This window comes from Streptomyces sp. SLBN-31 (assembly GCF_006715395.1).
Lineage (GTDB): Bacteria > Actinomycetota > Actinomycetes > Streptomycetales > Streptomycetaceae > Streptomyces.
In genome coordinates this window covers 3,347,987-3,373,325 of the sequence record NZ_VFNC01000002.1, presented here as the reverse complement: position 1 = coordinate 3,373,325, position 25,339 = coordinate 3,347,987, and the positions used below count along the sequence as shown (strand labels likewise).

Annotated in this window: 19 protein-coding genes; 6 read left to right on the top strand and 13 right to left on the bottom strand. The window is 73.8% G+C overall.

From position 1 onward, the window contains the following. The first annotated feature begins 35 nt into the window (after nt 1-35). The 5 genes from FBY22_RS35320 to FBY22_RS35300 all read left to right on the top strand — a co-directional run bounded on the left by FBY22_RS35320 (nt 36) and on the right by FBY22_RS35300 (nt 3,471). On the top strand, nt 36-371 hold the full coding sequence (locus tag FBY22_RS35320) for a hypothetical protein (RefSeq protein ID WP_142152036.1): 336 nt from the start codon (nt 36-38) through the stop codon (nt 369-371). 50 nt (nt 372-421) lie between these two features. Then, nucleotides 422-592, top strand: coding sequence for a hypothetical protein (locus tag FBY22_RS35315; RefSeq protein ID WP_260845265.1), 171 nt, complete (start codon nt 422-424; stop codon nt 590-592). 124 nt (nt 593-716) lie between these two features. Next, nucleotides 717-2,381 carry an energy-dependent translational throttle protein EttA gene (ettA, locus tag FBY22_RS35310; protein WP_142152035.1) on the top strand — a complete coding sequence of 555 codons (1,665 nt, stop codon included), beginning with the start codon at nt 717-719 and terminating at the stop codon, nt 2,379-2,381. Between the two features lie 2 nt (nt 2,382-2,383). After that, on the top strand, nt 2,384-2,797 hold the full coding sequence (locus FBY22_RS35305; protein WP_142152034.1) for a thioesterase family protein: 414 nt from the start codon (nt 2,384-2,386) through the stop codon (nt 2,795-2,797). After that, nucleotides 2,794-3,471, top strand: coding sequence for a hypothetical protein (locus FBY22_RS35300; RefSeq protein WP_142152033.1), 678 nt, complete (start codon nt 2,794-2,796; stop codon nt 3,469-3,471). The genes FBY22_RS35305 and FBY22_RS35300 overlap by 4 nt, the downstream gene beginning before the upstream one ends. Here FBY22_RS35300 and FBY22_RS35295 read toward each other — a convergent pair whose 3' ends face one another. The 4 genes from FBY22_RS35295 to FBY22_RS35280 all read right to left on the bottom strand — a co-directional run bounded on the left by FBY22_RS35295 (nt 3,472) and on the right by FBY22_RS35280 (nt 11,262). Beyond that, nucleotides 3,472-4,440: an ATP-binding cassette domain-containing protein gene (locus FBY22_RS35295; protein WP_142152032.1), complete on the bottom strand. Its 969-nt coding sequence runs from the start codon at nt 4,438-4,440 to the stop codon at nt 3,472-3,474. Nucleotides 4,441-4,762: 322 nt separating this feature from the next. Continuing rightward, complete coding sequence (locus tag FBY22_RS35290; protein WP_142152621.1) at nt 4,763-7,477, bottom strand: FtsX-like permease family protein; 2,715 nt, start codon at nt 7,475-7,477, stop codon at nt 4,763-4,765. Nucleotide 7,478: 1 nt separating this feature from the next. After that, nucleotides 7,479-10,724, bottom strand: a complete 3,246-nt coding sequence (locus FBY22_RS35285; protein ID WP_142152031.1) for an ABC transporter permease — start codon at nt 10,722-10,724, stop codon at nt 7,479-7,481. A gap of 124 nt (nt 10,725-10,848) precedes the next feature. Next, complete coding sequence (locus tag FBY22_RS35280; protein ID WP_142152030.1) at nt 10,849-11,262, bottom strand: globin; 414 nt, start codon at nt 11,260-11,262, stop codon at nt 10,849-10,851. Nucleotides 11,263-11,329: 67 nt separating this feature from the next. On the opposite strand from FBY22_RS35280, the gene FBY22_RS35275 reads away from it, so the two are divergent. Then, the gene (locus tag FBY22_RS35275) at nt 11,330-12,319 is read left to right on the top strand and encodes a methyltransferase domain-containing protein (RefSeq protein WP_142152029.1); all 990 of its coding nucleotides are present in this window, start codon (nt 11,330-11,332) and stop codon (nt 12,317-12,319) included. Nucleotides 12,320-12,323: 4 nt separating this feature from the next. Here the strand turns inward: FBY22_RS35275 and FBY22_RS35270 are convergent, their stop codons facing one another. The 9 genes from FBY22_RS35270 to FBY22_RS35230 all read right to left on the bottom strand — a co-directional run bounded on the left by FBY22_RS35270 (nt 12,324) and on the right by FBY22_RS35230 (nt 25,333). Continuing rightward, entirely contained in the window at nt 12,324-13,682 is a 1,359-nt protein-coding gene (locus tag FBY22_RS35270; RefSeq protein ID WP_142152028.1) for an FHA domain-containing protein, read from the bottom strand. A gap of 55 nt (nt 13,683-13,737) precedes the next feature. Next, a complete protein-coding gene (locus tag FBY22_RS35265; RefSeq protein WP_142152027.1) occupies nt 13,738-15,084 on the bottom strand; it encodes a VWA domain-containing protein in 1,347 nt (448 codons plus the stop codon). A gap of 97 nt (nt 15,085-15,181) precedes the next feature. After that, nucleotides 15,182-16,501, bottom strand: coding sequence for a PP2C family serine/threonine-protein phosphatase (locus FBY22_RS35260; protein ID WP_142152026.1), 1,320 nt, complete (start codon nt 16,499-16,501; stop codon nt 15,182-15,184). Between the two features lie 3 nt (nt 16,502-16,504). Further along, nucleotides 16,505-19,003: a serine/threonine-protein kinase gene (locus FBY22_RS35255; protein WP_142152025.1), complete on the bottom strand. Its 2,499-nt coding sequence runs from the start codon at nt 19,001-19,003 to the stop codon at nt 16,505-16,507. Beyond that, complete coding sequence (locus tag FBY22_RS35250) at nt 19,000-20,328, bottom strand: hypothetical protein (protein WP_142152024.1); 1,329 nt, start codon at nt 20,326-20,328, stop codon at nt 19,000-19,002. Before FBY22_RS35250 ends, FBY22_RS35255 begins: the two co-directional genes overlap by 4 nt. 55 nt (nt 20,329-20,383) lie before the next feature. Further along, complete coding sequence (locus FBY22_RS35245; protein ID WP_142152023.1) at nt 20,384-21,427, bottom strand: glutamate ABC transporter substrate-binding protein; 1,044 nt, start codon at nt 21,425-21,427, stop codon at nt 20,384-20,386. 14 nt (nt 21,428-21,441) lie between these two features. Next, nucleotides 21,442-22,887: a hypothetical protein gene (locus FBY22_RS35240; RefSeq protein WP_142152022.1), complete on the bottom strand. Its 1,446-nt coding sequence runs from the start codon at nt 22,885-22,887 to the stop codon at nt 21,442-21,444. 218 nt (nt 22,888-23,105) lie between these two features. Continuing rightward, nucleotides 23,106-24,077, bottom strand: a complete 972-nt coding sequence (locus FBY22_RS35235; RefSeq protein WP_142152021.1) for an N-acetylglucosamine kinase — start codon at nt 24,075-24,077, stop codon at nt 23,106-23,108. Continuing rightward, nucleotides 24,068-25,333, bottom strand: coding sequence for a 6-phospho-beta-glucosidase (locus FBY22_RS35230; RefSeq protein ID WP_142152020.1), 1,266 nt, complete (start codon nt 25,331-25,333; stop codon nt 24,068-24,070). Before FBY22_RS35230 ends, FBY22_RS35235 begins: the two co-directional genes overlap by 10 nt. Between the last annotated feature and the right edge of the window lie 6 nt (nt 25,334-25,339).

The window sequence follows — 25,339 nt, the reverse complement described above, 5'->3', positions numbered from 1 at the left end:
TGCGAAGCCGCAAGGTCGGCAGGCAGGATGACCCCATGACCGAGCCACAGGCGTCACGGGTACACCGCACCTCCTCTGGTTCAGTGCTGTCCCTGTGGTCGCAGGACTCCGTCCTGTCGATCGGCTCGGTGGGCTCGGTCCTGTCCGCCGCCTCGGTCGGCAGCACGCTGTCCGTCGGCTCCCTCGGATCGGCGCTGTCGCTGATCTCGGCGGGATCATGGCTGAGCACGGGCTCGGTGCTGTCCGCACAGTCCCGCTGGTCCGTCCTGTCCTGGCGCTCCACCCGCGCCTTCCGCGCGGCCGGGGCGGTGGGGGCGGTGGCGGTGGCCGCGGTGGCCGTTTCCGCCCTGTCGCCGGGGCGACGCCGATGACGGCGGTACGCATGGCGGCGGCGGTGCCGGCCACCTGAGCCACCCTGATCGTGCTCCTCCTCGCCCCCTCGCTCCTGCCGGAACGGTGGCGGTACTACATCTACTCCCCGGCGAGCGTCGGCCTGTGGATGCTGACGATGCTCGTCGCCCCCTTCGTGGTCTGCACCGTCGCCTGGCCCTGGATCCGGTCGGGCGCCGGACGCCCCGGCGACACCGACTGACCCCGGCCGTAAAAGCCGCAGGTCAGAGTCTGCGGCCGGAACGCGTTTCCGCCCAGGGGTAGCCGTACGGCAAGATGGGGTGTATCTGCCCACTGCCAGATTTCAAGCTGCCGGACGGTTTCTCTTGGCTGAGTTCATTTACACCATGCGCAAGACGCGCAAGGCGCACGGCGACAAGGTGATCCTCGATGATGTCACCCTGAACTTCCTGCCGGGAGCGAAGATCGGCGTTGTCGGCCCGAACGGTGCCGGTAAGTCGACCGTTCTGAAGATCATGGCGGGGCTGGAGCAGCCGTCCAACGGTGACGCCTTCATCTCTCCCGGTTACAGCGTCGGCATCCTGATGCAGGAACCCACGCTGAACGAGGAGAAGACCGTCCTGGAAAACGTCCAGGAGGGTGTCGCCGAGATCAAGGGCAAGCTCGACCGGTTCAACGAGATCGCCGAGCTGATGGCCACCGACTACAGCGACGCACTGCTCGACGAGATGGGCAAGCTGCAGGAGGACCTCGACCACGCCAACGCGTGGGACCTCGACGCCCAGCTGGAGCAGGCCATGGACGCCCTCGGGTGCCCGCCCGGCGACTGGCCCGTCACCACCCTCTCCGGTGGTGAGAAGCGGCGTGTGGCGCTGTGCAAGCTGCTGCTGGAGGCGCCCGACCTGCTGCTCCTCGACGAGCCCACCAACCACCTCGACGCCGAGTCGGTGAACTGGCTGGAGCAGCACCTCGCCAAGTACGCGGGCACCGTCGTGGCCATCACCCACGACCGGTACTTCCTCGACAACGTCGCCGAGTGGATCCTCGAGCTCGACCGCGGACGCGCGTACCCGTACGAGGGCAACTACTCCACGTACCTGGAGACCAAGCAGACCCGTCTCAAGGTCGAGGGCCAGAAGGACGCCAAGCGCGCCAAGCGGCTCAAGGAAGAGCTCGAGTGGGTCCGCTCCAACGCCAAGGGGCGGCAGGCCAAGTCCAAGGCGCGTCTCGCCCGGTACGAGGAGATGGCCGCCGAGGCCGAGAAGATGCGGAAGCTGGACTTCGAGGAGATCCAGATCCCGCCGGGCCCGCGGCTCGGCAGCATCGTCGTCGAGGTCAACAACCTCAACAAGGCCTTCGGTGACAAGGTCCTCATCGACGATCTCTCCTTCACGCTGCCGCGCAACGGCATCGTGGGCGTCATCGGCCCGAACGGCGCCGGCAAGACCACGTTGTTCAAGATGATCCAGGGTCTGGAGACCCCGGACTCCGGCTCCATCAAGGTCGGCGAGACCGTCAAGATCTCGTACGTCGACCAGAGCCGCGAGAACATCGACCCGAAGAAGACCCTGTGGGCCGTCGTGTCGGACGAGCTGGACTACATCAACGTGGGCCAGGTCGAGATGCCCAGCCGGGCGTACGTGTCCGCGTTCGGCTTCAAGGGCCCGGACCAGCAGAAGCCTGCCGGTGTCCTCTCCGGCGGTGAGCGCAACCGGCTGAACCTCGCGCTCACCCTCAAGCAGGGCGGCAACCTGCTGCTCCTCGACGAGCCGACCAACGACCTCGACGTCGAGACGCTCTCCAGCCTGGAGAACGCGCTGCTGGAGTTCCCCGGTTGCGCCGTCGTCGTCTCCCACGACCGGTGGTTCCTCGACCGGGTCGCCACGCACATCCTCGCCTACGAGGGTGACTCCAAGTGGTTCTGGTTCGAGGGCAACTTCGAGTCGTACGAGAAGAACAAGATCGAGCGGCTCGGACCGGACGCCGCGCGTCCGCACCGTGCCACCTACAAGAAGCTGACCCGGGGCTGATCTTGCGCCATCTCTATCGCTGTCCCCTGCGCTGGTCGGACATGGACGCCTACGGCCATGTCAACAACGCGGTCTTCGTCCGCTACCTGGAGGAGGCCCGTATCGACTTCCTCTTCCGTCCGGAGAAGGACTTCAAGCAGGGGTCGGTGGTGGCCCGGCACGAGATCGACTACAAGCGGCAGCTCGTCCACCGGCACCACCCGGTGGACATCGAGCTGTGGGTCAGTCAGATACGGGCGGCGTCCTTCACCATCACCTACGAGGTGAAGGACGACGACGTGGTCTACGTGCGTGCCTCCACGGTGGTCGTGCCGTTCGACTTCGAGGCCCAGCGGCCGCGCCGGATCACCGCCGAGGAGCGGGACTTCCTGGAGGAGTACCGGGACGACTCCGAGGAGGAGGCCGTCGCCGCATGACGGTGCTCCATCTCGCCGACGAGGGGGAGGCGGCGGACCTCGCCGCCTTCCTCTCCAGGCTGATCCACTACGACCGTTCGGCGGCCGTGCGGCTGCAGGCCGCCGGTACCGCGCTCGCCGTCTTCGGGCGGCCGGCGTCCTTCGAGGTGCTGGCGATCCGCGCGGTGCGGCTCGCCAAGCCGTACGAGAACGGTCTCGACGTCACGCTCGACGTGACCGTCTCCGCCGGTGAACTCCTGGAGACGGTCGACGAGTCGGGCGCCACGGCCGCCGTTCCGGGCGCCGTGACCGGGCCGCCGTGGGCCGGCGTGCTGCCGCCGCGCGGCGGCTGGCGGCCGGAGTCCGGGCTGCCCGCGCCCGACGGGCTGCGCGCGATGGTCGGCGCGGCGGTGGCCGAATTCCGGTCCCGCACGCAGGAGTTGGCGCCCGAGGGGCGTACCAGGGCCGAACTGGACGCGATCGGGCGGGAGATCTGGTCCCGCACGGTCGGGGACACGCCCCTGCCGGTGCGGGCCGTCCACGCCGCTCAGTCCGTGGGGTTCCTGCGGCCCGGGACGCCCGCGGACCTGTTCTCCTCCGGGGCGTGGCTGCGGCTGCGTACTCCCTTCGGGTCCATCGCCGTACGACGGGCGGGAGTCGGGGCGGCCGCCCTGGGCGTCAGCGTCCGCCGCTGATCACGTACGGTCCTCGCTGTCGTCGGGGCGTACGGCGATGTGGTCGGGCTCCAGTTCCAGCGCGACGCGGTCACGCATACCCAGCGCCTCGGTGTACTCGGCGGGAAGCTGCAGACGGCCGGCGCGGTCGAGCATGGCGTACTCGCGGGCGACGACCGTCTCGTGGCCGGTGGTCTCGTCGACCTCGCTGCGGCGCAGGACCTCCGTGGAGGTGCGGCCGTCGCGGATGGCGACCGTGCGGCGGACCTCGCCGGCGACCGCCTGGTCGTGGGTGACGATCACGATGGTGGTGCCGAGGCGTTCGTTCGCGGTGCGGAAGGCGGCGAAGACGTGTTCCGCGGTGTGCGAGTCGAGTTCGCCGGTGGGTTCGTCGGCGAGCAGGACGGCGGGGTCGTTGGCCAGGGCGACGGCGATGGCCACGCGCTGCTGCTGGCCGCCGGACATCTGGTGCGGGCGGCGGTCGCGGCAGTCCGGAATCTCCAGCAACTCCAGCAGTTCCAGGGCGCGTTCGGCGTGGGCACGGCGTGACGCGCGGGAGCGGGTGCCGGCCAGCTGCATCGGCAGGGCGATGTTCTGGGCGGCGGTGAGGTAGGGCAGGAGGTTGCGGGAGGTCTGCTGCCAGATGAAGCCGACGGTGCTGCGGCGGTAGGCGAGGCGGTCCTTCGCGGTCATCGTGAGCAGGTCCTGGCCCGCGACGCGGGCGGCGCCGGCGGTGGGGGTGTCGAGGCCGGCGAGGATGTTCATGAGGGTGGACTTGCCGCTGCCCGACGCGCCCACCAGGGCCATGAGTTCGCCCTCGCGGACCAGGAGGTCGAGGCCCTGGAGGGCCTGGACCTCTATGCCGTCCGTGGTGAAGATACGGACCAGGCGGTCGCAGGTGATGAGGGCGTCGTGGCCGTAGGCGGGGCGGGTGCGGGTGTTCTTGGCGCGGGTCGTCAGGTCGGCGAGGGTGGGATTGGTCGCGGTCATCGAGGTCTCCTGGGCGTGGCGTCGGTGAGGGGCCCGGGGTCGAGGTGGCCGTCACGGGGTTTCGCTCGCCCGCGCTTGCGGGGCGCCGCCGCGCCCACCCGTGCCGCCCCAGCGGCACGACTGCCCGCGGCTACGTGAGGACGGGATACGCCCACCCGTGCCGCCCCAGCGGCGCGACTGCCCGCGGCTAGGTGAGGACGGGGTGCGGCCGTCCGTGCTGCCCCGGCGGTGGGACTGGCTGCGGTTAGGTGAGGGCGGGGTGTGGCCGTCTGTGCTGCCCCAGCGGTGGGACTGCCTGCGGCTGGGGCAGTTGGTGGTGGGGTCATCTGGCGTCTCCCGCTCGGAGTTCCGCCACCGAGCCCCGTCTTCCCGTCCACCAGGCCTGGGCGGTTGCCACGCCCACCGTCACCGCTACGACCGCCAGTGCGGGGAGGGCCAGGGACGTCGGGTCCGTTCGCAGGGCCGCCGGGCCGGCGGGTCCGTCGTGCGTGGCCAGGGCGATGGTTGTCAGGTCGATCGCGGGGGAGAGGAGCCGGATGGTGGCCCAGCCCGTCAGGGCGCCGCCCGCCGCGGCCAGGGCCGCCTGCGGCAGGGACTCCAGGACCAGCAGGCGGCGCCCCTGGGAGCGGGTCAGGCCCATCGTGCGCAGCCTCGCCAGCAGGGACGCGCGTTCGGGAGAGGCGCGGAGCAGGGACAGGAGCAGGGCCAGTACGGCGTAACCGGCGCCCGCGGCCACGGCGGCCGTGTAGACGTTCTCCGCGCCGGACTGGAGGGGGGAGTCGACGTACCGGGCTCTTTCCGTCGCGCGGAGCCGGACGCTCGCCGTGTCGCCGGCGGCGCGCCGCAGGGCGGGGCCGTCGAGGTGGGCGCCGGTCAGAAGCAGGGCGTTGGGGCGGGCGGCGATGCGGCTCAGGGCGGCGCGGTCGACGACCAGGAAGTCGTCTCCGGTGACGGCGGGGGTGCGGGAGCGGACGGCGGTGACGCGGACGGTGATGGTGCTGCCGTCCTCCAGGCGGACGGGGAAGGGACGCGAGCCGTACCGCTCGGCGACCGCCGGGGAGGCCAGGGCGGGCACGGCGCCGGAGGATGTGCGGGCCGTCAAGTCGGTCTCACCGAACCGGCCGAGGCCGGTCCGGTCCGCCAACTCCGCGTAGGCCCGCGGGTCCACGCCCGCCAGCGGCACCGACTGAGTGCCGTTGCCCGGCTGGGCCTGGTAGCCGATGCTCACCGCGGACACGCCCCGCACGCCCGGCGTCCGTCGGACCCGCTCGGCCAGACCTGGCGGCAGCGGGGCCGACGTCTCGACGCGGGCGTCGGCCCCGACCGCGAGGAGGGCCGCCCGGTCGCGGGTCTCGTGCACGCCCGCGAGGACGGAGCCGCCGAAGGCCGCCGTGGTGAGGGCGGTGAGGAGGGCGAGCAGCGGCAGGACGGCCGACGCGGAGGTGCGGGCCGCCCGGGCCAGGGACAGGTGGGCCACCGTCCCGCGCAGCCGGGCGGCCGGGCGGGCCAGGGCACGCAGCGGGAGCGGGTGCAGACGGACCAGCAGCAGGGCCGCCACCACTGCGGTCAACACCGGTGCAAGTGAGGTGAGTTGGTTGTCCTGCGCGCCTTGCCTGCGCAGCGTCTCCACCGCGCCCAGGGCCACGGCGGCCAGCGTCAGCTCCGCGACCGTACGGCGCCGGGACGGCCGTACCGACGCCACGTCCGCCCGGCCGCCGTGCACGCGGACGACCCGGTGCGCGACCGCGGCCCGCACGGCGGGCGTGGCGCAGGCGAGCGCCGTGACGGTCGCCGCCGCCGCGATCGCGTACGAGGCGCGGGCGCCCGGGAGGGCGAGCAGCGCGACGCCGCATCCCAGCGCGCCGGCGGGCAGTGCCACCACCGCGGTCTCGGCGACGAGCCGTCCCGTGAGGCCGCGCAGGGAGGCGCCGCGGGCGCGCAGCAGGGCGAGTTCGGTGCGGCGGCGGTCGGCGGCGAGGCCGCCCGCCATCAGCAGGACGACGGCCGCGACCGTGCCGGCGCCGAAGGCGGCCACGGCGACCAGTGGGCGGACGCCGCCGCGCAGCGCGGTGTACGTGCCGAGCACCTGGTCGAGGTCGGTGCTCACCGTGGTGGTCGGCCCGGTCAGCGCGCCGATCCGGCGCAGCCCGGGCCCGCCCTCCAGGGACGCGATCACGGACCGCAGGCGGTCGGTGTCGTACGAGTGCAGGGAGCCGGCGGTCGGCGCGTACTGCCAGTAGCTCCACGGGACCGCGGAGGTGCCCAGCAGTGCCGGGGCCGCGTCGGGGGAGAGCAGCAGCGCGCCGAGCCAGTAGTAGTCCTTGTTGGGGTCGTTGCTCGGCACCACGGCCAGCGCCGGGGTGCGCAGCAGCGGCTGGGTGCTCCAGTACGCGCCCTTGGGATCGCGCGGGGTGACGATGCCGGTGACCCGCACGGCGAGGGAGGCGCGGCCCACGGCCGGGACGTGGATGCGTGCACCGAGCCGGATGTGCAGACTCTTCGCCGTCGCTGCGGTGACGGCGGCCTCCACCTCGGGCGTCCTCGCGGTCACCGGTCCGCCGGTGCGCGGCAGCCGGCCGGTGACCTTCGTGACGTGCGCGCCGAGGCCGTGCTGGGCGGCGAGGGAGATCCGCGCGGGCAGCCCGCTGGGCCGCGGCAGCCAGCCGTCCGAGGCCTCCATGGGCGTGGCGGTGCGTACGCCGTACGTCGACTGGCCGCGGTCGGGGACGAGCGGGCTGTCGACGACGGCCCGGATCTTCTCGTAGCGGGCGGCGAGCGGGCCGGGCCGCAGCGCCGCCTCCCGCTGCTCCTGCGACAGCAGCGGCGAGGGCGGCTGCGCCCACACCGCGACCGTGGTGCTCTGGGGCCTTGCCCGGTCGACGGCCCGTCGCAGACCGGCGTCCTCGTAGCGGTCGACCGCCCGCGGCAGCGCCGCCGCCAGACACGCCGTCAGCACGACGAGCAGCGCCAGCGCCACCGCGGCACCGGGTGCGGAACGCAGCCGGGTACGGACCCAGGGCGCCTGGACCGGACGCACCTCACTCACCCCCCTGCTCCCGCAACGACACCACCGGATCGCCCCGCCGCACCGCCAGCGCCGCCGTCACCGCCAGCGGGGCCGCCGCCACCGCCGCCAGGAGCAACGCCACCTCGGACAGCGGCAGTTCGACGAGGACCGCGGGCACCGGGCGGGTGGCCTTCTCGGTCAGGACGATCAGGGGGATCACCGCCCGGGTCAGTACGGTCCCCAGCGCCGTGCCGACCACCAGCGCCATCGTCACCAGCACACCCTGCTCCACGGCGATCATGCGGGCCAGCCGGCGGCGCGGGGCGCCCAGGGCGCGCAGGACGGCGAGTTCGGCGCCCCGCTCCCGCAGGGAACCCGCCGCGCTCACCGCGAAGCCGACCGCGGCCAGCGCCGCCGCCACGCCGGCAGCCGCGGCGAACGCCGCCTCCGGCCCCGCGCCGAACGGGTCGTCCCGCAGCCGGGCCGCCGTCTCCTCCCGTACGACGACCTGTGCGGGGTCCAGGTCGGGCAGCGCCCGCAGCGCCGCGGCGACCCGGGCCGAGTCGCCCGGGCCGGTGGCGAGCCACCACTCGGTGGGCGTGACCCCGGTCCCGTACCGGGTCTGAAGCAGCCGGTTCAGGGACCGCAGGTCCATCAGCAGCGCGCCTCCGTCGGCCTCGCCGGCCGTCGGCAGTTCCCGTACCGCGCGTGCGATCCGTACCGGCACGTTCTCCCCGGCGACGGTCACGTCCACCCGCTGTCCGGCGCGCGCGCCGACGGAGGCGAGGAAGCGGTCGGTGGCCACCGCCGTGACCTCGCGCGGCGCGGGCTGTGCCACCTGCATCCGCAGGGTCAGCGTCGCGGCGTCCCAGTGGATCGCGTCCGGCAGGTACCCGGTGCCGAACTTAACCGTCGGCGATCCGGACCCACCCACCCGCGGCGTGGTGGGGTCGGTGCTCCTGTCCGGCGCCGACGCGTCGCTGTCGCTGGACGAGGCCGCCTTCCAGGTGCCGGGCAGATCGATCCTCCGCGCGCGTCCGTCCGTGCCGGTGGCCGTCAACGCGCCCAGCGTCAGCCGCTGTCGCTCCGCCCTGCCGACCGGCACCGGCAGCACGAGCTGCACCCCCGTGAGCTTCAACGGCCCGGCGGACACCGGGATGCCGAGGGTGTGCGGGCGGCCGTCGGAGGGCAGGCCACCGGCCGGTATCTGGTACGGGGTGCCGTAGGCGTCCTCCACGGTCACCGTGACGTCCGCCGTCGTGGCCGTGCCCGGTGTGCTGTGCAGGGTCGCCGTCAGCCGCAGCCGGGCGGTGGGCGCGGGCACCTTCGCGCCGGCCGACGGCGTCTTCGTGCCCAGCGAAGCGAGCAGCGGCCTCACCGGTTCGGAGGCCAGGTCCCGGCGCAGCAGCAGCGTGTCCGCCGCGTGCGCGGTGTCCAGGGCCAGCAGCGTCGCCGTACGGTCGCCCGACAGCGGCAGTTCGGTGCGGACGGCGGGGGCGGTCCGCCGTACGTGCGCGACGGCCGCGTAGGTCTCGGTGCGCCCGGGGCCGCCGTCCCCGGCGCCCAGGACACGCACCGGCGCGCCCGCCGCGAAGTCGGCCCGGTCGTCCTGCGAACGGCTCCAGGAGGCGCCCTGCCCGATGGCCAGCATGCCGAGGGCGACGGCGAGGACCAGCAGCAGCACCGGTCCGGCCCCGCGCATGGGACGCCGGCTGAGCTGCCAGCCCGCCAGGGCGGCGGTCAGCCCACGCCCGCCGGCCGCCCGGCGTTCGGCGAGCCGCGCCACCAGGGGCAGCAGGCGCAGGGTCAGCACCGTACCGGCGAGCAGTGCCAGCGCGGGCGCCGCGACGAGTAGCGGGTCGATGCCGAGCGTGCCCGAACGGTCGCCGCTGACGGCCCCGGAGGTCTGGCGGCCCAGCTGCCAGTACGCCACCCCGGCCACCGCCAGCAGCCCCAGGTCGGCGCCCGCCCGCACCGAGCCGGGCAGCGCCCGTGCCCGCCCGGGCCGCAGCCCCTCGACGGTCAGCGCCGGCAGCGTCACCGCCAGCGCGCAGCCCAGCGCCACGCCCGCCGCCACCAGCCAGACCCCCGGCCGGCCGGCGGCCGGCACGTCCGGATGCAGGCCGATCCGGGCCAGCGCGCCCTGTCCGGCCATCAGCCGGGTGAGCGGCCCCGACAGCAGCGGCGCGCACACCACCGCGGGCACGGCGAGGAACAGCGCCTCCAGCGCGGCGAACGCGGCGATCCGGGCGCGGGAGGCGCCGCGGGCGCGCAGCACCCGCGTCTCGCCGGTGCGTTCGGCGCTCAGCAGCCGGGCCACCAGCAGCAGGGCGCAGCCGGCGAGGAGGCCCAGCTGGAGCGCCACGATCAGCAGGGTGGAGCGGGAGACGAGCAGGGAGCGTTCGACGCGGTCGAGGACGTCGGGCAGCCCGGTGGTCACGGCCGTGGAACCGCCGAGCGCGGGCTGCCTGCGCAGCGCCGCGCCGCCCGCGCGGGCCGCGGCGCGCAGCTCGCCGATCCGGTCGGTGGTCAGCGTGGAGAAGTCGGCGGCCACCAGCCAGGAGGACTGCCCGGCGCTCACCTTGTCGCCGGTCAGGACGCCGGGGGCGGCGAGCAGTGGCCCGTACGTCGTGAAGTCGACGGTCGTGATGCCGCGGCCGCCCAGGTCGTCCAGCCGCCAGTAGGGCCCGCCGGCCGCCACCGGCCGGTAAACGCCGGTCAGCGTGACCCGCACCTTCGGGCCGCCGAGCCGGTCGGTGAGGGTGAGCCGGGCGCCGGGCTTCAGGCCCAGGCGCCGGGCGGCGTTCTGCGGCAGGGCCGCCTCGACGCCGGGGGCCTGCCGGGGCATCCGGCCCTCGACGATCCGCACCTGCGTGGGATCGAGCGCCGCGACGTAGGTGAGGTCCGGCTCCCCGGACCGTGCGGCCGGCGGCTGCAGTGAGCGGGGCAGCGCGTACGGGCCCGACCGCACCAGGGTCCGCACGGTCACCGGCAGCCCGTCGAAGGTGCGGCGCGCGGCCTGTCGTACGGCGGTGTCGGCGGCGGCCCGCCGGTCGGCGGGCACCTCGGACTTGACGACCAGGGCGCTGTCGGCGGCACTGCGGGGGTCCCGCAGGGAGTGGCGCAGCGCCGCGTCGCCGATCGCGCCGGCGTAGGCGGTGAGGGTGGCGAGGACCGCCGTGGTCAGCAGGACGGTGAGCAGAGCGGCGGACAGGAGCCGGCGGTGAGCGCGGGCACGCAGCACGACGAACCGCGCGACCGCACCGAACCCCGTCACCCCGACCCCCCGTGGCCGTCCGGACGCCGTCCGGACCTTCCGGCGATGCTGTCAGAGGCGCGGGGTCCCGGGAAAGCGCTTGTAGATCGAACTTGACCGGATCGTGACCGGTCTCAGCCCGGTTTCAGTCCGGGGTGTTGATCATCGAGCCGGCCGCATAGGTCAGATACCGCCACAGCTCCTGCTCGTGCTCCTCGGACAGGCCCAGGTCGTCGACGGCGGTCCGCATGTGCCGCAGCCAGGCGTCGTGCGCCTCGCGGTTCACCACGAACGGCGCGTGCCGCATGCGCAGGCGCGGGTGGCCGCGGTTGTCGCTGTACGTCGTCGGGCCGCCCCAGTACTGGATCAGGAACAGCGTGAGGCGCTCCTCGGCCGGCCCGAGGTCCTCCTCGGGATACATGGGCCGCAGGACGGGGTCGTCCGCCACACCCTCGTAGAAACGGTGGACGAGGCGGCGGAAGGTCTCCTCCCCGCCGACCTGCTCGTAGAAGGTCTGCGTCTCAAGCGTGCCGCGCCGGATCTCTTTCACGCCCCCCATGCTCTCAGACCCGGGGAACCAGGACTTGAGGCTTAGGTCCCGTGCTCTCCGGGTGCACAGTGGACGTATGGGCACGCACACCCTCGACGACGAACTGGCGGGTCTCGCCGCCACCGCGCGTGCGGCGCTGGTGCGGGAGATCGAGCTCAGCGGGGCCTGGGAGAGCGACCCGGTGTGGCGGGAGGCGTTCGAGGCGGTTCCGCGCCACCTGTTCGTGCCGTACTACTACGTCGGTGTCCGGGGCGGCTACGAGCGGCGGTGGGGCGAGAACCCGGACCGGGGCGCACGGGAGAAGTGGATGCGCGGCGCGTACGCCGACGCCCCGCTGGCCACCCGGCTGCGCGACGGCGACCTGGTCTCCTCCAGCAGCCAGCCCTCGCTCATGGCGAAGATGCTGGCCGAACTGCGGGTGCGGGACGGCGACCGGGTCCTGGAGGTCGGCACCGGCACCGGCTACAACGCGGCCCTGCTCGCCCACCGGCTGGGCGACGACGACCTGGTCACCACGGTCGACCTCTACCCCGAGATCACGGAGGCAGCCCGGCAGCACCTGGCCGCGGCCGGGCACCGGCCCGTGGTCGTCACCGGCGACGGCGCCCGCGGGGTCCCCGAGCGCGCGCCCTTCGACCGGATCATGGCGACCTGCACCCTGACCTCGGTCCCGCTCGCCTGGCTCGCCCAGTGCGCGCCGGGCGCCCGGGTCCTGACCCCGCTCGTCACCGGCCTGATCGCCCTGACCGTCGACGACGCGGGCCACGCCGAGGGCCGCTTCCTGCACACCCCGGCCTACTTCGTGCCGCTGCGCGGCCAGGGCCGTCCCGAGCCGGAACCGGCGCACCTCGGCGGCATCCCGGCCCACGCCCGGGGCGACGACCTGTTCCGTTTCCTGTTCGCCCTCACCCGCGGCAGCCTCGACCCGCAGGAGGCCTATGTCCTGTGGGAGCGCGAGGGCATGCCGCGGCGTGAGCGGTACGGCGTCACGGTCCACGGCGACGGCGAGTGGGTCTGGCTGGACGATCCGGAGGGGCCGTACGTCTGGCCCCTGCCGGCCCGCTGACCGCTCAGCCCCTGCGGACGGTGATCGTCGTCCAGGCGCCCACGTGCACCCGGTCGCCGTCCTGCAGCGGTACCGGAACGAAGGGCTGGATCGGCTCCTCGGAGCCGTTGACCGTCGTGCCGTTCGTCGAGTTCTGGTCGACGACCGCCCAGCTGCCGTCGGGCTGCTGGACCAGCACCGCGTGCTGGTGCGAGACGCCCGGGTCCTCCGGCGGCACCGACAGGTCGATGTCCGGGGTGTCGCCGGTGGAGTGGCGGCGGCGGCCGATGGTGATCTGGTTGCCGGAGAGCGTGCGCTGCTGCTCGGGCGAGTACGCGGGCAGGTTGAGACCCGCGGCCTCCGGACCCGAACGCTGCATCATCGCCATGAAGTACTCGCGGTCCGGCCCGATGGTCGCCGTCCAGGTCGCCGGACCGGCCTGCGGCGGCGCCTGCTGGAAGCCCTGACCGGGCGGGGGCGGGGCCTGGGTGGAGCCGGGCTGCGGGTAGCCGTAGCCGCCGCCGGGGCCGCCCGGTGCGCCGGGGCCGGAGGACGGCGGGGAGATCACCCAGTCGTCGTCGGTGCCGCCGAAGGACGGGCCGCCCTGCGGCGGGCGCTGCGTCTCCCGCGGGAACGCCGGCGGGGCGGGCGGGCCGGACGGGCCCGGACCGGGCTGCTGGAACGCCTGCGGGATGCCACCGCCGGGACCGCCCGGTCCGCCCGCGGTCGGCGCGGGGCCGGGCGGGGCGGGGCGGGAGGTGTCGGGGCCGAAGTTCGAGGGGCCGCCCGGGCGGGGGTCGTTGCCGTAACCGGGGCCACCGCCGGGGCGGGGATCGTTGCCGTAACCGGAGGGGGCGCCCGGACGCGGGTCGTTGCCGAAGCCGGGCGGGGGGCCCGGCCGGGGGTCGTTGCCGAAGGCGGTGGGGCCCGAGGGCTCGCTGCCGAAGGACGGGATCGACTCGGCGGGGCGGTTCACCTGCGAGGGGCGGGAACCCTGGTACTCGTAGGAGTCACCGCCGCCGTACGACGGGCCGGGCGGCTGCTGGTAGCGCACGTTCGGGCCGGGGGCCGGCGGGCGCGGGGCGGCCGGGGTGTACGAGGTCGCCGTGTTGGTCAGGAAGTTCCACCGGCACTCCTCGCAGAACGGCGCCCCGCCCTCGCGGGGCGTGCGGCACTGCGGGCACAGCTCGGGCTCCGGGTCCGGTACGGCGGACAGGTGCGGGGGGCGGCCGCCGGGCTGGGTGCCCTGCGGCGGGAAGCCGTAGCCACCGCCCGCGGGGGGCGGCGGAGGCGGAGGCGGAGGTACGGCACCGGCCATGCGGTGACCGCAGACCTCGCACCAGTCGTCGGAACCCGACTGGTGTCCGTTCGGGCAGGTCGGCATGTCGGCGCGTCCCTCCTTCGTTCGTTCTAGGTCACTTCGCGTGGGGTCTCTACGGTCACTTCTTTACACGAACAGTCTTTGTCGACCGTGTCTCGAGAGTCATCTCGTCGGCCTCCGCGACCTTCGCCTTCAGTCGCACAGTACCTGTCGCGGCGTCGACGACGTCCACCACCTTCGCAAGCAGTTTCGCAGTATCGGCGTTGCCGGAGACGCTCGCGAGCTGAACGGCCCGGCCCAGCTTGGCCGTTGCTCCGTCGAAATCTCCCGCTTTGCGCAGGTCGAGCCCCTGCTGGATGGCCTGGGCCAGCTCGGCCTGCCCCGTGTAGTGGGCGACCTGCGCATTGATCGACGTGGACGCCGTCATGTCGTCGGTCCACACGGCCCGAACCAGGCCCTGGGCGCCCAGGTTCTCCGCGGTGCCGTCGGGCTGCGGGACGACCAGGGAGACGCGGGCGGCGAGCATCTCCCGGCCGATACCGGCCGGGGGTACCTCCACGCACACGTGGTAGTCACGGGACTCGTCTCCCCAGGAGCCGGTGGGGTAGTCGCCGGCGCGCGGGCCGGTCTCGCTGCGGCGGTCGGTCAGCTCCTCGACGGTCGGCGCGACCTGCTTGACGAACTTGATGGTCGTGCCCACCGGCGTCCACAGCCTGAGGGCGACGTCGCCGACCTCCTTGCCCATCGCCGTTTCCATCATCCGCGTGAAGTCGGCGGCGAGGCCGGCCGGGTCGGCGACGATGTCGGCGGTGCCGAGCAGGGCGGAGGCGATGCCTGTGACTTCTTTCACTTCCCAGTCGGTGCCCACGCCGCGTGCGTCACAGGTGAACCGTCCGGCGCAGGAGTCCAGGGCGGCCTTGAGGTCCTCGGGCGACTCGTGCTCGTTGCGGCCGTCGGTGAGCAGGATGCCGTGCCGGATGGCGACGTCGGCGGAGGACAGCAGGCGGTCGGCCAGCCGCAGCCAGGTGCCGATGGCCGTGCCGCCGCCCGCGTTGAGCTTGCGCAGCGCCTGCCTGGCCTGCTCCCGGGTGGTGGCGTCGGCCACCGCCAGGCGTCCACCGCCGGGGTAGACCTCCTTGGCGACGTGCGTGCCGCCGATCACCGCGAAGTGCACCCCGTCGCGCAGGGTGTCGATCGCGGCCGCTGTCGCGTCGCGGGCGTTGCGCATCTTGGTCGGCGGGTAGTCCATCGAGCCGGAGCAGTCGACCATGACCGCCACGGCCGCGGACGGGCCCTGGCCGGGCGAGTACAGCTGAGGTGCCCTGACCGCGCTGCCGACGGTGCCGCCGCCGGTGGCGGTCACCGTGACGATCGCGTTGACCTCGCGGCCGCCCTCGGGCAGGTACTCGTTCTGGTACACGTCCATCGAGAACTGCGGCACGTTCGACTTCGAGAAATTGGCCATGCCTGATCGAATCCCCCTCGCGCACCTCACAGCCGTGAGGCGATGACTTGAAGCGGCCCGGTCCCCTCCGGTCCGCCGGGCCTCCCCGTTCTCGGCCTCAGGCCGATCCTGCCCCCTGAGACACGGCAGGGAACGGCACGACGGCCACTGTTACGTTGTCGTGGCCCCCGCCGTCCAGGGCGTGACCCACCAGCACCCGGGCGCTGTGCAGGGGGTGCCGGTCGGCGTCCGCGGGGACGGCCTCGGCCATCTCCTGGGCCCCCTCCGCGTAGTTCCACAGCCCGTCCGTGCACACCACCACCACACCCGGCCGGTCCGGCTTGAAGGAGGCGGTGTGCGGGTCCAGTTCGTAGGCGTCCGCGCCGAGCCAGCCGGTGATCGCGTGGGCGCGCTCGTCGGCGTAGGCCTCGGCCTCGTTCATCAGGCCCGCGGCGACCATCTGCGCCGCCCAGGAGTCGTCCTCGGTGAGCCGGGCGGGGGGCGAGGAGCGGTCCACCGGGATCCAGTAGGCGCGGCTGTCGCCGACCCAGCCGACGACCAGCAGGCCGGAGGTGACGACGGCGCCGACGATCGTGCACGCGGGCGCGTTCTGGTGCGGGGCGTGCTCGCGGGCCGTGGCGGGCTCGGCGGCCAGGGCGTTGACCGCGTGCGAGGCGGCGACGATCGCCTCGTGCAGGGCCTGCTGGGGGTGCGTGCCCCGGGGCAGGGCGGCGAGCACCGACTCGCTCGCGGCCCGGGCGGCGGCGTAGGAGGCGTCGTCGGGGCGGGTCGCGGAGGAGACGCCGTCGCAGACGATCGCCACCGAGGCGGGGGAGCCGTCGGGCAGGGCGGTGTGGCCGATGCCGAAGGCGTCCTCATTGCGGTGGTGGCGCAGACCGCGGTCGCTGACGGCGGCCAGCGGGCCGCACTCCTGCTCCATGTGGTCGCGTTCCCGGGGCTGGGCGTGCCCGCAGTTCTCGCAGTAGCCGTCGCTGTCCACGCGGCCCGCCCGGCAGGCCACGCACAGCGTGGGCTCCCCGCCGGGCGCGGAGAGGTCGGCGACGCGCGGGTCGGGCGCCTGCAACGGGTACTCCTCGGGCTCGGGCGGCCGGTCGAAGCGCACACCGGAGGCCGGGGAGACCGGCGAACCGGTCGGCGGCTGCTGCGGCGGCAGCGGGACACCGCCCGACTCCGTGCCGCCCGGCTCGGCCGGCGCCGCGGCGGCCGCGGGGGTACCCGCTCCGGCCGGCTCCGGCGCGACGGGCCGGTCCACGCCGTCGTGGCCCGCCGCCGGGCTGCTCAGCGCGATCGTCGGGTGGTCGTCCGGCCGTGGCGGCAGTGCGGACAGGTCGTATCCGCACGCACCGCAGAAACGGTCACCCGACTCGAGCGGCCATTCGCAGCTCGGGCAGGCGGACAACTGGGGCATCTGCGACATCAACTACACCCACGTCCGGGGGCGGTAACGGTTGGCTCGTTCCACCAGGTCGATCCTCTCCTCGCCGCCCCGTGCCAGCCGGGCCAGCGTGCGGTACGAACGCTCCAGGCCGAAGCGGAGTCCCCGCTCGTCCAGCTCGCTGCCGAGCAGCGTCCGCCGTCCCGCGGGCGCGGAACCCCGGCCCCCGGAGAGTATCCAGTCCAGGGCGCACCCGAGGACCTCGGCCGACAACTGCTCCCGGCGCGCCGGGTCCAGACCGTACGCGTCCAGCGCCTCGACCTGCCCGGCGGCCGCCGTCAGGTCCTCGAGGAACGGTACGTCCCCGGGCACGGCCGTGCGTCCGCGCAGCCGCGCCCGTACGGCGGCCACCCGCGCGGCCGTGTAGTGGATGGACGACTCCGGCACCGACTCCAGCGTGCCCACGGCACCGCGCCGGTCCCCGGCGGCCAGCTGGACGCGGGCCAGCCCGAAGGCGGCGCTCACGTAGCTCGGGTCGGTCGACCACACCAGCCGGTAGTACTCGGCGGCGTTGTCCAGCTGCCCCAGCACCTCCGCGCACAGGCCCAGCGCCAGCTTCGGCGCCACCTCGCCGGGGAAGGCGTCGTAGATCGCGTCGAAGGCGAGCGCCGCGCCCTCCTGGTCGCCGGTGACCAGCGCGGCCACGCCCCGGTACCAGACCACCCGCCAGTCGTCGGGCTCCTCGTCCTCCAGGGTGGTCAGCGAGGTGACGGCGGCCTCGGAGTCGCCGTTCTCCAGCCAGGCCCGGATCTGCCTGAGCCGGGTCTCGACCGACTGCGCGGGCGCCGCCGCGAGCGCCCCGAGCAGCTCGGCCGGCGCGGTCGTCATCAGGCCCGCCAGGAAACCGGCGTTGGGGTCCGCGGGGTCGACGCGGGGGATCGGCAGCGCGAGGGCCGCGGCGGGGGAGTTCACCGGCTTGACGATCGCCGGGGAACCGCCGCCGGACCCGGGCGAGGGGGCCCGCCCCTTGCGCGGCAGCACCGCCCGCGCCCCGAGCCGGGACACCTCGCCGTCCAGCTTCGGGAACAACTCCGCGTCCGTGACCCGCAGTTCGGGGCCGAACAGCGTCGACAGCGCCGGCCGCGCCCGTCCCGTCTGCAGCGACACGACCTCCCGCAGCACCCCGGTCAGCTGCTCGCCCATCTCCTGCGCGGAGGCGAAGCGGCGGGCCGGGTCGGGGTCGGTGGCGCGGACCAGGAGGCGGTAGAACGACTCGTACTCGCGGAAGACCTCGATGTGGTCCGGGTCGGGCAGGGAGTCCACGAAGACGTTCGTGTAGCCCTGGAAGTCGAAGGTCAGCACGGCCAGGGTGCGGGCCACCGTGTACAGGTCGCTCGCCACCGACGGGCCGACCTCCGCGACCTCCGGCGCCTGGTAGCCCACCGTGCCGTAGATGGCCGACTCCTCGTCGTCCATCCTGCGCACCGCGCCCATGTCGATGAGCTTGAGCTGGTCCTCGGTCTGGATGGCGTTGTCGACCTTGAAGTCGCAGTACAGCAGGTTGCGGCTGTGCAGATGGCCGAGCGCCTCCAGCGCCTCGATGCCGTACGCGCACGCCTGCTCCACCGGCAGCGGGTCCCGCTTGCCGTCCGGGGTGCGGCGGCCGTTGGCGATCTCCTTCAGCGACTTGCCGCCGACGTACTCCATGACGATGTAGCCGTCCATGGAGCCGGTGCGCTGGTCGAGGTGCTCCACGAAGTTGTAGATCCGCACGATGTTGGCGTGCTCGATCTCGGCGAGGAAGCGCCGCTCGGAGATCGCCGCCGCCATCGCGTCCTGGTCGCCGGTGTCCAGCAGGCCCTTGAGGACCACCCACCGGTCGGACACCGCCTTGTCCACCGCCAGGTAGACCCAGCCGAGCCCGCCGTGCGCCAAGCAGCCCGCGACCTCGTACTGGCCGTGCACCACGTCGCCGGCCTTCAGCTTCGGCACGAACGAGTACGGGTGGCCGCACTTGGTGCAGAACCCCTCCGTACGGCCCGGCCGCTCCTCGCGCGAACGGCCCACCGGCGCACCGCAGTCCGAGCGCGAGCAGAACCGCTTGCGCTCGGGCACCTCCGGGTTCTCCAGCACCATCGCGCGCGGGTCGGGCCGCGGCACGTCCGGCACCTGCACCAGGCCCGCGCCCAGCCGGCCGCGGCTACTCGTGCCGGAGCTGGAACCGGAGCTGCGCACCGACACCGAACGGCCCGTGGACCGGCCCGACAGGGAGCGCGAGAGCCGCCCCGACACCGAGCGCCGGGACTTCGACGACTGCGACGACGTACGCGAGCTGCCGCGGCCGGTCGGGCGCGAACCGGCGCTGCCCGAACCGTCGTTGTCGCCGGCCGGGCGCAAGCCCGTGGAGCCTCGCGCGGAGGAGGGGCCCCCTGGCGCGACGACCGGCGCGAGACCGCAGGTGTCGCAGTACAGCTCGCCGCCGCCGACGTCCTCGTAGAACCCCTCGCAGTCCGGCCGCTGGCAGGTCTGCTGTACCTGGCTCATGACTCACCCCCACGGTCTTCGGGACCGCCCTGCCCCGGCACGCGCGGGGCGCCGAGCAGCTCGGCGGCCGCCCGCTGGTAACGCAGCACGGCCTGCTCGGCCACGCGCAGGTCGCAGGGTGCGCTCCACAGCATGCGGCGCGCCGCGTCGTACCGCTCGATCAGGAACGGGTCCTCGGCGAGCCCGTGCCGGGCGACCTTCGCCTTGTACGCGTCGAGACGGCCGCGCAGCTCCGCGCGGACCGCCAGCGGCGCGGTGACCGCGGTCAACGACTCGCGGGCGCGCAGCAGTTCGTCCTCCGCCTTCTGCTCCAGCGACTCCAGGAGCGGGGACAGGCGGTGCCACTGGGCGTGTCTGCGGTACTCGGCGGCCGTCGCCAGCTGCTCCTGCAGCGCGGTCGGCGGGCCGCTGACCACCGGCACCTCCGTCGCGGCGATCTTCGCGAGGACCTCGCCGCGCGCGGTACGCGCCTCGGCGAGCGTGCGGTCGGCGCGGCTGAGCACGTCCCGCAGCCGGATCAGCCGCTGCTCGGCGTCCTGCCGGACGGTGAGCACGGCGTCGATCTCCCGGCGCACGTCCTCCAGGGCGCGCGCCTGACGGTCGTACACCGTCAGGTCCGGCCGGCCGCCGCCGGGCGCCGAACTGCCCTGCGCCGGGACCCAGTACGCGAGCGGGTCGGACACCACCTGCTCGCGCAGGGACGTCAGCGTGCGCGTGATGCGCTCCAGGTCGTCGCCGGCCGGGTGCTCACCGGGGCGCACACCGACGGAGTGGGCGAGCTTGCGGGTGCGCTGCAGTTCCGCGGCGAGTAAATCGATCCGGGCGGGCAGCGCCGACCACACCGCGTCGGCCGCGACGACCATGTCCAGGCTCGTCGCGTACAGCTCGTTCATCCGGTCCACCAGCGCGGACAGCGAGAACTGTTCGCTCAGCCGGCCCGAACCGCCCTGCAGGGTCGGCGCGTTGGCCACGGCGGTCGTGGAACCGGCGAGCGTGACGGACTCGCCGCGCAGCAGTTCCGTCAGCTCCACCAGGTCCTCGCGGCTGGACCAGCGGCGGCGGGCACGGATCTCCCGTGCGGAGCGCAACGCGTCGGAGTAGGCGTCGAAGTACGCCCACAGCAGCGTGATCGACGCCTCCGCGGACGCCCAGCGCTCCTTGGTGACACCGGTCAGCTCGGCACCTTCGAGGAGCCTGCGGCCCGCGTGGTCCTGCAGGGCGAGGAGCGAGGTCTCGATCGCCTCGTGCTCCGCGCCGAGCCGCGCCAGCGCACGGTCCACCTCGTCCCGGTCCATCACCGGCCCGGCGGGGTCCGTGACGCCCATCGATCACCTCTCGCTGCTGTCGTCATCCGTCAGTCGTCCGTCAGTCGATGATCGGTCACCGGTAGGTGGCTTCGGGAGGGGTCGCCGACGGCGACTTCCTGCCGTTCTGGTCCATGGTGGGGTGCAGCCACTTCTGGTACGAGTCGGCCCAGCCGCCGTCCTTGATGTAGTTCGCCAGGGTTCGGTTGACCTGGCGTACCAGATCCTCCGAGCCTCTCTTCATCGCCACGCCGTAGTACTCGTCGGTGAACAGGCCGCCCTTGAGCTCAACCGTCGGGTCCTGCGCGGCCTGGCTGGCGGCGAGCGCACCGTCCGTGACGACCGCGTCGACCTCGCCGAGCTGCAGCTTCACCAGGCAGTCGAGCTGGTTGGGGACGACCGTGCCGATGTCGGTGGAGGCGGGAATCCTCTTGCCCTTGTCCGTCGTCAGGTTGTCGTGGGCGGTGGAGGTGTCCGCGGAGCACACCTTCTTGCCGGCGAGGGTCGCGTTGTACCCGGTGATCGAGGAGTTCTTGGGCGCGAGGACCTGCTGGCCCGTCTTGAAGTAGGGCGCCGAGAAGTCGACCTGGCCGAGGCGGTCGCAGTTGATCGTCATGGTGCGCACCACCATGTCGACCTCGCCGTCGTTGATGGCGTCTATCCGGCGGCTGGTGGGGATGGCCTTGAACGTGACCTTGTCCCCGTCGCCGAGCAGGTCGCGGGCGATCCGGTGGGCGAGGTCGATGTCGAAGCCCTCCAGCTCGCCGTCGGCGTTGTTGGGGTTGAGGTAGCCCCAGCGGTAGCTGTTGGTGTCCACGCCGACGACCAGACGCCCCCGGGTCTTGATGGTGTCGACGTTCTTCTGCGTGGCGCTGGTGCCGGACGGCGACAGGCTCTGGTCCTGCGGGTACTTGCCGTTGTCACACTTCTTGTCCGCCTTGGCCCGCAGCCCGTGGGCGAGGCCCTGGCCCGCGCCGGTCGCGGCAGCGCCGACGGACTGGGTCCGGGGCAGCAGCAGGACGAGGGCCAGCGCCAGGGCGCACACGACCGCCATCGCACTCACTCCGCCCCAGCCGCGCAGGCCGGCCCGCAGACGCTGTGCCAGACGCCGTGCGTTCATCGTCACGCCCCCTCTCACCGGTATTCCGACAGCCTGCGGCCGATGCCCAGCACCGCGCCGGCCGCCCCCAGGACCGCCAGCACGGCGGCCCCGTACGGCAGTCCGTCCAGCGCGTCCCGGCCGCCGCGCGCGGCCTGCCGGAACTCGCGGTCCTCGTGGGTGAGCGCCTTCTGCAGCGCCGCGTCGACGTTGTCGAAGCACACGCTCGTCGGGTCCTTGCCGACGCCGATGACCTTGTCGCGGGCCTGCTGGTAGTCACCCTGGTCGTTCTTCTTCTGGGCGACCTCGTGCCGGTCCTTCCAGGCCTGCATGTAGCCGTCGGCGTCCTTCACCGGCTTCCTGCCCGCCGTGTCGTCGGCGAGGGAGCGGGCCCTGGTGAGGGAGCCGGCCAGCTTCGCGATCTGCGTGTCGTACCCGACGGCGTACGCGTCCTTGGGCTTGTCGCCGACCAGGGTGGTGTCCGCGCCGCGCCGGATCAGGCTGAGGTTCTCGTCGCTGCGGGCCGTCAGGGACGCGATGCGGGCGTCGTGCAGGACGTTCAGCGAGCGGACGCCGTGGTCGTAGGAGTCGTTCAGGCCGGCGCGGGCGACGGTGTGGCCGACGACCACCCAGAGCAGGACCACCACGGAGGCCGCCGAGGCGGTGACCAGCCCGTGGTTGAGGACCCGGTTGGTGCGCAGGTAGTTGCGCCGCTGGCACCAGGCCAGTGCGGCCAGGGCGGCGACTCCGAGGCAGGCCGCGGCCCACGGGAACGCCTTGGCGTCCGCGTAGTCGGAGTTCAGCCGCTGGTTCTCCCGCTGGTACAGCGCCTCGGCCTTCGGCAGCATCCGCTGCTGCATCGTCTCGTTCGCGGCGCGCAGGTAGGCACCGCCCACCGGGAAGCCCTGCCGGTTGTTGGCGCGGGCCGTCTCCACCAGGCCCTTGTACGTCGGCAGCAGCTTGTTGAGGTCGGCGATGGTCTTCGCCGACTCCGACCCGGCCTTGGAACTGGCGGCCGCCGTGACCAGCTTGGCCGCCGCGGTGTCGATGTCGCGCTGGTAGCGCTGCCGTACCGAGGGCTTCTCCTGCGGGCCCGCGAGATAGCCGCTGGCCGCGGCCGTGTTGGCGTCGGCGAGGGAGGCGTAGATCTCGGCCGCGTCGGAGCTGAGCGGCTGGCTGCTGTTGAGGACGTCGTCCGCGGCGCTCGCCCGGTCCGTCATCTCCCAGGCGGCGACCGCGCCGAACGCGACGACCAGGAGGGCGAGCAGCGCGCCGATGATGCGCAGCCGCCCCGGCTCCGTCGTGGCGGCACCGCGCAGCCGGTCGACGCCCTCGGCGAAGGCGGTGCGGCGCGCGGGAGCGGGCTGCGGCGCCTGGGCGGGGCCCGGCGGCGCGGGCGACCCGGGCTGCGGCGGTACGGCGGGCAGGGTGGGCACGCCGGAACCCGGTGGCGCCGCACTGCTCTTCGGCGGTGTTGTCACTGTTGACCTCCCCCATGGCCATCCGTCGCCGCCAGTATCGCCGCCGGGACCGACATCCGCACCGGCCTTCACTGGATCTTGATCGGATCGCAGTGCTCCTGCGCCGGGGGCCCGGGGGTCGCCCCCCCCGGAAGACACGACACCGGCGCGCGATCCCGAGTCCCGCACCACCCCCTGCCCATGAATACGCCGCCGGAATCAGTTCGGTTCCCACCAGGTCAGCGCTCGAAGTGCGCCCTCACCCGCTCGTGCACCTCAGGTTGCGCTCCCACCCTGTCAAGCCCCAGCAGTGCCGCCCCCAGCACCGGACTCGCCGTCACCACCCGTGGCACCGCCTTCGGGGCGCGCGCCGAAAGCAGGTCGCGGATGCCGTCGTTCAACTGCGGGTGCTGGGCGGCCAGTACGCCGCCGCCCAGCAGGACCGGTGTCTCCTCCTCCAGCAGGCCGAGGCGGGTCAGGGCGACCGTCGCCATGGTGACGACCTCGTCCGCGAGCCGGTCGACGATCGCGCGGGCGACCGGATCGCCGTCCGCGGCGGTGGCGAACAGCACCGGCGTCAGTTCGTGGCGGCGGGCGGGCGCCACCGTCTCCAGGTGCAGCGCCTCGATGAGCGCCAGCATGGTGGGGTGGCCGAAGTGGGCCGGGAGCGTGCGGGCGAGAGCCGTCGGTCCGCCCCGCCCGTCCTCCGCGCGCGCCGCGTGCCACAGCGCCTCCTCCGCCAGGCCCCAGCCGCCGCCCCAGTCGCCGGAGATGCGGCCGAGCGCCGGGAAGCGGGCGGTGCGGCCGTCTGGGCGCATGCCCACGCAGTTGATGCCGGCGCCGCAGACGACGGCGACCCCGCGCGGCTCGGTGACGCCGGCCCGCAGGATCGCGAAGGTGTCGTTGCGGACCTCCACCGACCCGCCCCAGCCGCGCGCGTGCAGCGCGGCCGCCAACTGCTCCTCCTCCACGGGGAAGTCGGCGTTGGCGAGGCAGGCGGAGACATGGTCGACGGACGCCACCCCGGAGGCGGTGAAGGCCTTGGCCACCGCCGCGGCGACGGCGTCCACGGCCGCCTCCACGCCGACCACCGGCGGCCGGAAGCCGCCGCCGCGGGCCGTGGCGAGGACGGTGCCGTCGGCCGCCACGACGGCGACGTCGGTCTTGCTGTTGCCCGCGTCGACGGCGAGGACACGTGCGGTCATGCCCACGCGAGATGCTCCCGGTTGTGTGCGATCAGTCGGTCGGTGAGGGCGTCGGCGTACGCGTACTGGCCGACCAGGGGGTGCGCGAGCAGGGCCCGGAACACCCGGTCCCGGCCGCCCCGCAGGGCCGCCTCCAGCGCCAGGTCCTCGTAGGCCGTGACGTTCGCCGTGAGCCCCGCGTACAGCGGGTCGACGGCGGGGACGGGCAGCGGGGTCGGCCCCTTGGGGCCCACGGCCGCCTGCACCTCGATCACCGCGTCGTCGGGCAGGAAGGGCAGTGTGCCGCGATTGAGCGTGTTCACCACCTGGTACGGCGACCCTCCTGCGCCGAGCAGTCCGGCCGCGAGGTCCACCGCCGCCTCCGAGTAGTAGGCGCCGCCCCGCTTGGCCAGCAGGGCCGGCTTCTCGGCCAGGTCCGGGTCGCCGTACATCGTCAGCAACTGCCGTTCCATCTCCGCCACCTCGGCGGCGCGGGAGGGCTTGGTGCGCAGGTCCTCCACGACCTCGTCGTGCGCGTAGTAGTAGCGCAGGTAGTAGGAGGGGATCACGCCGAGGCGGTCGAGGACGTCACGCGGCAGGCGCAGGTCGGCGGCGATGGCGTCGCCGTGCTCGGCCAGCAGCGCGGGCAGCGCGTTCTCGCCCTCGGGGCCGCCGAGCCGTACGCCGGTCTCCCAGGTGAGGTGGTTGAGGCCGACGTGCTCCAGGTGGATGTCGGCGGGCGTCACCCCGAGCAGGTTCGCGAACTTGCGCTGGAAGCCGATCGCCACGTTGCACAGGCCGACCGCCTTGTGGCCCGCCTGGAGCAGGGCGCGGGTGACGATGCCCACCGGGTTGGTGAAGTCGATGATCCAGGCGTCCGGGTTGGCACGGCGGACCCGTTCGGCGATGTCGAGGACCACCGGGACCGTCCGCAGCGCCTTCGCCAGGCCGCCCGCGCCGGTGGTCTCCTGGCCCACGCAGCCGCACTCCAGCGGCCAGGTCTCGTCCTGCTCGCGCGCGGCCTGTCCGCCGATCCGGAGTTGCAGCAGCACCGCGTCGGCGCCCTCGACACCGGCGTCCAGATCGGAGGTGGTGACGATACGGCCGGTGTGGCCCTGCTTGGCGAAGATGCGGCGAGCGAGGCCGCCGACCAGTCCCAGGCGCTCGGCGGCCGGGTCGACCAGGACCAGTTCCTCGATGGGCAGGGTCTCGCGCAGGCGGGCGAACCCGTCGATGAGTTCGGGGGTGTAGGTCGACCCTCCGCCGACCACGGTGAGCTTCATACGGTG